Here is a 6,690-nt window from a genome sequence, read left to right as displayed (position 1 = left end):
GAACCCGCGATGTCACCATCACACACCTCCTCATCCTTCAAAATTAGAAGGTGTTGCGATGACCAGTTGAATCCACCGGGCGAAAGCCGCCATTGTACCAATGCCTTGAGCCAAGCCGCCAAGGCCCTCGTCTTCCCCATTGCGAGCACCAACGTCGTAGGGTTCCGTCCACAATCGCGGGCGGGGCGGCCTGTCCTAACAATGTTCATGCCACGTTTCTCACAGAGGTCCGGCTGTTCACCTGCGGGGCGAGGGGGCGAACCAACATGGCATTTTGCGCGAAGTTTGCGAAGCCAGACGAAGCCGGGGGCATTCACCCCGCCGCCTTCTCCTGCGCGATCCATGCGTCGATCTGCGTCTCGAGCACGTCGAGCGGTACCGCGCCCTGACCCAGCACAGCGTCGTGGAAATGCCGCAGGTCGAATTTGGCGCCGAGTTCCTTCTCCGCCCTCACACGCAACTCGCGAATCTTGAGTTCGCCGATCTTGTAGCCCAGCGCCTGGCCGGGCCAGGTGATGTAACGATTGACCTCGGCGTTGATATTGGCCGCCGACAGCGCGCTGTTGTCGGTCATGAACGCGACTGCCTGTTCCTTGGTCCAGCCCTTGGCATGGATGCCCGTGTCGACGACGAGGCGGCACGCGCGCCACATTTCGTAGCTCAGCCGCCCCATGTCCTTTTCGGTGGTGTCATACAGCCCCATCTCGATGCCGAGCCGTTCCGAATACAGCCCCCAGCCTTCGGTATAGGCGGTGAAGAAGGTCGCGTGGCGCCGCCAGTCGGGGATGTCGAGTTCCTGCTGGAGCGCGATCTGATGGTGATGTCCGGGCACCGCCTCATGCACGCTCAGGGCGGGAATCTCCCAGAAGGGGCGCTGGTCGAGCTTTGACGTGTTGACGTAATAGGTGCCCGCTATGCCCGATGCGGGTGATCCCGGATTGTAATAGGCGGTCGTCGTTCCTTCGGCGATCTCGGCGGGAATTTCGCGGATGCCATAAGACAGGCGGGGGAGGCGGCCGAACAGCGTCGGCATCTTGCCGTCGATCGCCTTGTTGACGCGCGCGACCTTTTCCATCAGCTCTTCGGGAGTCTTCGCATAATATTTGGGGTTGGTGCGAAGCTCGTGGATGAAGGCCTCGCGGCTGGCGAAACCCGCCTTTTTCGCGACGGCCTCCATCTCGGTGCGGATGCGCTTGACCTCATCGAGCCCGATCTGGTGAATCTGGTCGGCACTCAGGTCGGTCGTGGTTTCCTGCCAGATGCGGAAGGCGTAATATTTCGCGCCCTCGGGCTGTGCCGACACGCTTGCCGACCTGGCGCATTTCTTGAGATAGGTGCCCGTGTAGAAGGCATGGTGCTTGCGATAAGCGGGGTTGAGCACATCGGTGATGATCTGCCTCGCGCGCGCCTGCATCGCGCTCCATTCGGCATCGCTGACATCAAGCGGCCTGGCCTTGAGGAAGGGCGCGTAGAAGCGCGATTTGGTGGGGTCTTCGGCGACCACGCCGATAATGCCCTTTTCCGACCCCTGGATCGCGATGCACGGCAGCACATAGCCCTTGTCGACCGCAGCCTGCGTGATCTTCAGCGCCTCGTCGTTGAGCTTCGGATATTGCGCGATACGCGTCAGATAGCTTTCGTGATCCGCCTTTGTCCGCATTGGCAGGTTGTCCGCCATGCCCGCGAAGCTCTGGTGCCAGCCGTCATAGGTGGTGAAGAGCATCATGCGCTGGCCAAAGCTATTGGCCTCGATCGCTTCGGAAAGCGTGCGCCGCAGGATCGCCTTGTTGGTCTGGTCGGCCGCCGAAAGTTCCGCGGTCGGGATCGCGTCGAGCCGCTTGAGGAATGCGGCCGCATCGGCCGCGCGGCGATCGGCGGCGGCGAGGCTGATGTCCTGGATCTGCGTGTCGTAATCGCGCACCCCCAGCGTGGTCGCAAACACCGGGTTCTGCTTCAGCACCCAGGCCCAATATTCGTCGGTCAACGCCTTGAAATCGTCGGCGGGTGCGGCCGCGACGGGCGTTGCGGTGGCGAGCAGCACGGTGAGAAGCAGTTTGCGCATCAAGTCCAACCCCTTGTGATGTGGGCGGACGCTAGCCGCGGACGGCGACGCTTTCCAGTGCAACGATATGCGGCACCGATCGTTGCCGACATGCATCGAAATGGAGGCCGGAATGAGCGACAGGGTCTACAAGGTCACCGAGGTTGTCGGATCATCCGCAACGAGCATCGAGGACGCGATCCAGGGCGCGATCGCGCGCACCGCGCAGACCATCAAGCATCTCGACTGGTTCGAGGTGGTCAGCACGCGCGGCCACATAATCGACGGCAAGGTCGGCCATTACCAGGTGACACTCAAGATCGGCTTCACGCTCGAGGGCTGAACCCGGCCGGCGCGACGCCCCTCCGCTCGCAGAAATCGGACCATCGCGGGCTTGCGTCATCCGGTCGTATCGCGTTAACCTTGTCTTGTGAGGTGACGCGCCATTTGCCGCGGCATCGATCAAGGGAGAGCAGAGCGACATGGCATCGGTGCCAATGCCGGAGCACGGCACTTGGAAGAAGAGAATTTCGAATAACGCGGCGGGCGCGCTGCTGCTGTTCACGCTGCTGCACATCGCCTGTTTCACCGCGCTCGCGGGCTATGCCGGTTCATCGCTCGTCAGCTATCTCGGCATCGCGATCCTTGTCGGGCTGGTGATCCCGGCGGTGGCGCGCATCGAGGCGCGCTGGCATGGCGACGCGCTTCGCGGCCTGACCGAGGTGGAACTGGCCGCGCGCTTCCGCATTGAACGCGCCCGGCTGTGGGGCGCGGCGATGACCTTGCCCTTCGTCTGGAGCGCGCTGTTCCTCGGCGCCTATACGTTGTTCCACTACGTTATCGGTTGAACCTGCGTCGCGCCATGCTCGTTCTCGAGACGGAGGCGAGCCGACCATGTCCGAAAAGAGCAGCTCCAGCGTACTGGCCAGCGTTCGCGAAGAAGCACAGTCGTGCACGCGCTGCGATCTCTATCGTCACGCGACGCAGATGGTCTTCGGCGAGGGGCCCGTCGATGCGCGGCTGATGCTGGTAGGCGAGTGCCCCGGCGATCAGGAAGACCTGCAGGGGCGTGTCTTTGTGGGGCCCGCGGGCAAGGTGCTCGATCAGGCGCTCGCCGATGCGGGGATCGATCGCGCGCGAACCTACCTCTCCAACGCGGTCAAGCATTTCAAGTTCGAGCCGCGTGGCAAGCGGCGGCTGCACGTCAAGCCGGATGGCGGCGAGATCACCGCGTGCCGCTGGTGGCTCGATCGGGAGCGCGAGATCGTTCGCCCCGCGATGACCGTCGCACTCGGCGCGACCGCGGCGCGCTCGCTCTTCGGGCGTGTGATGACGATCGGCCGCGAGCGCGGGCGCCTGCTGGAACTGCCCGACGGCAGGGCGGCCTGGGTGACGGTTCATCCGAGCTATCTGCTGCGGATCGAAGACCGGGTGCGTGCCGCGGAGGAGTATGACCGCTTCGTCGAGGATCTGAGGCGGGCGGGGGCGGACACTGCCGCCGCCCGGGAGCACGGTTCAGACCGGCTCCTTTAGTCGTGCCGCCACCGCGCGGATTCGCGCGTCGCGATCGCCCGCATGCGCGTCGGTGAACGCGGCAAGCCGCGCGACGGTCTCGGGTGCTGCCTTTTCGGGTGTGCCGCTCTCGAAGGGGGGGCTGGGGTCATATTCGAGTCCAAGCTGGACCATCCGGGCATGCTCGTCGCCCGCGATCGCGGCCATCAGCGCGAAGCCGAAATCGATGCCCGCGGTCACCCCGCCGCCGGTGACGCGGCTGCGGTCGAAGACGACGCGCTCGCGCACCGGCACGGCACCGAACAACTCGAGATAGCCGTGCCATGCCCAATGACATGTCGCGCGATAGCCCGTCAGCAGCCCCGCTGCCCCGAGGATCAGCGAACCCGTGCACACGCTCGTCACCCATTGCGAAGCCGCACCCGTCTCGGCGAGCCAGGCGATGACTTCATCATCCTCCATGATGTCGGTGCAGCCGATCCCGCCGGGAACGCAGAGAATGTCGGCATGGCCGATTTCGGCGAGCGTCGCGGTCGGCACGATCGAGAAGCCCGCATCGGTCGCGACCGGATCGCGCGTCTTCCACACATAGTCGACGCGTGCGTCGGGAAGCCGCGACAGGACTTGGGCCGGCCCCGTGAAATCGAGTTGGGTGACGTTGGGATAGACAAGGAAAACGACGTGCATCGGCTGACCTCCTTTGGTGATCGGCACAGGTTAGCGAAATCGGCTATTGGCAGAAATGACATGTTGATGCATTTTTGTGCCATGCCCGCTTCACTTGTCTTTCTCGCCTTTCCCGGCATCCAGATTCTCGACGTGACCGGCCCCTGTTCGGTATTGGGCGCGGCCAACGACCTGCTGGGCCGCACCGCCTATGAGCTTGTCGTGGCTGCGCGAGAGGGCGGGACGGTGCGGAGCAATTGCGGCGTCGAGATCGCATGTCGCGCGCTGCACGCCATCGATCCTGGCGGGGTCGACGCTTTCTTCATTCCCGGCGGCGACAGGGAAGGACTGGCGGGCATGGTGGCGGACGATCGCGCGAGTCGATGGGCGCACGAAGCCGCGGGCAGCGCGCGGCGCTACGGATCGATCTGTACGGGCAGTGTAATACTCGCTGGCTGGGGACTGATCGGGGGAAGGCGATTTGCGAGCCATTGGCAGGCGACGCGCTATCTGCGCCGCAGCTATCCGGCGCTCGATCTGGATGCCGAGGCGATCTTTGTCGAGGACGGGCCGTTATGGACCTCGGCGGGCGTGACCACGGGGATCGACATGATGCTCGCGATGGTGGAGCGCGACCATGGCGCCGAGGCGGCGCGCCACATCGCGCAGCGGCTGGTGCTGAGCGTCCGCCGGCCCGGCACGCAATCGCAATTCAGCCCGCTGATCGCGGCGCAGGCGGGCCGGCAAGGCCGCTATCGCGACCTGATCGGCTGGGTGGCATTGAATCTCGACAAGCCGCTCGGCGTCGAGGCGCTGGCCGAACGCGCGGGCGAGACGCTGCGCAGCTTCCATCGCAATTTCGCGGAAGCGACGGGACAGCCGCCCGCCGCCTTCGTCACCCGCCTCCGCCTCGATCGCGCGCGGACGCTGATCTCCGAAGGGCGAGCGCTCAAATCGGTGGCCGCGGAAACCGGGTTTCCTGACGTGGCACGATTGTCAGCGGCATTTCGTCGGCGTTTTGGTATGACCGCCAACGCATACAGGGCGGTTCACGCGGCCGCTTGACCGAGATTTTCATTCCCGGGGGGCACCGTGACGGCAAGGAAGACGCAGATCGTGATCGTCGGCGGGGGCGCCGGGGGACTCGAACTCGCAAGGCGGCTCGGCGCACGTTACGGGCGCAAGCACCACGACATCATCCTCGTCGACCGCAACCACACGCATATCTGGAAACCGCTGCTGCACGAGGTGGCGGCGGGCTCGCTCGACGCCAATCTGGACGAGGTCGGCTATCGCAGCCACTGCCATCGCTGGGGCTATCGCTTCTTCCCCGGCACTCTGGAGGCGATCGATCCCGAGGCGCGCGAGGTGATCATTGCGCCGCTGGTCGATGAGGATGGCAGCGAGCTCATCGCGCGCCACCGGATCCGCTTCGACTATCTCGTGCTCGCAATGGGCTCGGTCAGCAACGATTTCGGTACGCCGGGGGTGCGCGAGCATTGCATCTTCCTCGACAGCCGTGCCCAGGCCGACCGCTTCCGGAACAGGCTGCTCAATCACTGTCTTCGCGTGTCGCACGCGATGGTCGCCGATCCCGCGAGCGATGCGCATGTCCGCATCGCGATCGTCGGCGGCGGTGCAACGGGGGTCGAGCTCGCCGCGGAGCTCTACAATGCGGCGGGTGCGCTGCGCCATTACGGGCTCGAGGTCTTCGACGAGCAGCGGCTCGAGGTGACGCTGATCGAGGCGGGGCCGCGCATCCTTCCCGCGCTGCCTGAAAAACTCGCCGAGGCAGCGCAGGCCGAGCTGGAGGCGCTGGGCGTCCGCGTGCTGGCGGGAACCCCAGTCGTCGAGGCAACCGCCGACGCGATCGTAACGCAATCGGGCGAGAGGATCGTCGCGGATCTGAAGCTCTGGGCGGCGGGTGTTCGCGGCGCGCCCGTTGCGGGCGGCAGCGGCGGACTCGAACTCAACCGCATCGGCCAGTTCATCGTGCGCCCGACGCTGCAGACCACGCGGGATGAGCGCATCTTCGCGATCGGGGATTGCTGCTCCTGCCTGCTGCCGGGAGCCGAACGTCCGGTGCCGCCACGTGCGCAATCGGCGCACCAGATGGCCGCGACCGCCTATCACAATCTGGTTGCGCTGATGGATGGACGGGAACCCGTGGCGTTCCGCTATCACGACCACGGCTCGCTCGTATCGCTCAGCCGCTTTTCGACCGTGGGCAGCCTGATGGGCAACCTGATCGGGGGGCGGATGGCGATCGAGGGGCGGCTGGCGCGTTTCGTCTATACCTCGCTCTACCGGATGCACCTGATCGCGATCCACGGCTGGTTCAAGGGCGCCGCGCTGATCGCGGTCGGACAGGTCAACGCGATCATCCGCCCGCGCCTGAAGCTGCATTAGGCTGAGAATCCGTAAATTGTGAACGTCCGTTATGGCGTGGAAAGCGGACGCCAGTTCGAATG

Annotated in this window: 6 protein-coding genes and 1 pseudogene; 5 read left to right on the top strand and 2 right to left on the bottom strand. The window is 65.0% G+C overall.

The genetic code is table 11. The features are described 5' to 3' along the window. Nucleotides 1-313 precede the first annotated feature (313 nt). Nucleotides 314-2,062 carry a DUF885 domain-containing protein gene (locus AC3WJD_RS18420; RefSeq protein WP_492748193.1) on the bottom strand — a complete coding sequence of 583 codons (1,749 nt, stop codon included), beginning with the start codon at nt 2,060-2,062 and terminating at the stop codon, nt 314-316. 112 nt (nt 2,063-2,174) lie between these two features. Between AC3WJD_RS18420 and AC3WJD_RS18415 the strand changes: the two genes are divergently transcribed. The 3 genes and pseudogenes from AC3WJD_RS18415 to AC3WJD_RS18405 form a co-directional block, all read left to right on the top strand. Continuing rightward, a complete protein-coding gene (locus tag AC3WJD_RS18415; protein ID WP_492748192.1) occupies nt 2,175-2,384 on the top strand; it encodes a dodecin in 210 nt (69 codons plus the stop codon). A gap of 139 nt (nt 2,385-2,523) precedes the next feature. Further along, entirely contained in the window at nt 2,524-2,889 is a 366-nt protein-coding gene (locus AC3WJD_RS18410) for a hypothetical protein (protein WP_492748191.1), read from the top strand. A 16-nt stretch (nt 2,890-2,905) separates the two neighbouring features. Continuing rightward, nucleotides 2,906-3,574, top strand: a pseudogene (locus AC3WJD_RS18405) (UdgX family uracil-DNA binding protein); the annotation flags it as partial. Here the strand turns inward: AC3WJD_RS18405 and AC3WJD_RS18400 are convergent. Next, nucleotides 3,557-4,240: a DJ-1/PfpI family protein gene (locus AC3WJD_RS18400; RefSeq protein WP_492748189.1), complete on the bottom strand. Its 684-nt coding sequence runs from the start codon at nt 4,238-4,240 to the stop codon at nt 3,557-3,559. The pseudogene AC3WJD_RS18405 and the gene AC3WJD_RS18400 overlap by 18 nt on opposite strands. Nucleotides 4,241-4,321: 81 nt before the next feature. Here AC3WJD_RS18400 and AC3WJD_RS18395 point away from each other — a divergent pair, with 81 nt between their 5' ends. Next, nucleotides 4,322-5,284 carry a GlxA family transcriptional regulator gene (locus AC3WJD_RS18395; RefSeq protein WP_492748188.1) on the top strand — a complete coding sequence of 321 codons (963 nt, stop codon included), beginning with the start codon at nt 4,322-4,324 and terminating at the stop codon, nt 5,282-5,284. Nucleotides 5,285-5,311: 27 nt separating this feature from the next. Continuing rightward, nucleotides 5,312-6,628 (top strand): NAD(P)/FAD-dependent oxidoreductase, encoded by a 1,317-nt coding sequence (locus AC3WJD_RS18390; RefSeq protein ID WP_492748187.1) that lies wholly within the window; start codon nt 5,312-5,314, stop codon nt 6,626-6,628. Nucleotides 6,629-6,690: the final 62 nt, after the last annotated feature.

The organism is Sphingobium sp. FW306-1B-F04DB, from assembly GCF_058781925.1.
Note: the sequence above shows the minus strand (reverse complement) of the source record. Positions and strands in the feature narration are given on the sequence as shown.

Excerpts from the sequence above, each read along its gene's own strand:
- AC3WJD_RS18420 (WP_492748193.1), bottom strand. The coding sequence starts at position 2,062 with ATGCGCAAACTGCTTCTCACCGTGCTGCTCGCCACCGCAACGCCCGTC.
- AC3WJD_RS18395 (WP_492748188.1), top strand. The coding sequence starts at position 4,322 with ATGCCCGCTTCACTTGTCTTTCTCGCCTTTCCCGGCATCCAGATTCTC.
- AC3WJD_RS18400 (WP_492748189.1), bottom strand. The coding sequence starts at position 4,240 with ATGCACGTCGTTTTCCTTGTCTATCCCAACGTCACCCAACTCGATTTC.
- AC3WJD_RS18410 (WP_492748191.1), top strand. The coding sequence starts at position 2,524 with ATGGCATCGGTGCCAATGCCGGAGCACGGCACTTGGAAGAAGAGAATT.
- AC3WJD_RS18415 (WP_492748192.1), top strand. The coding sequence starts at position 2,175 with ATGAGCGACAGGGTCTACAAGGTCACCGAGGTTGTCGGATCATCCGCA.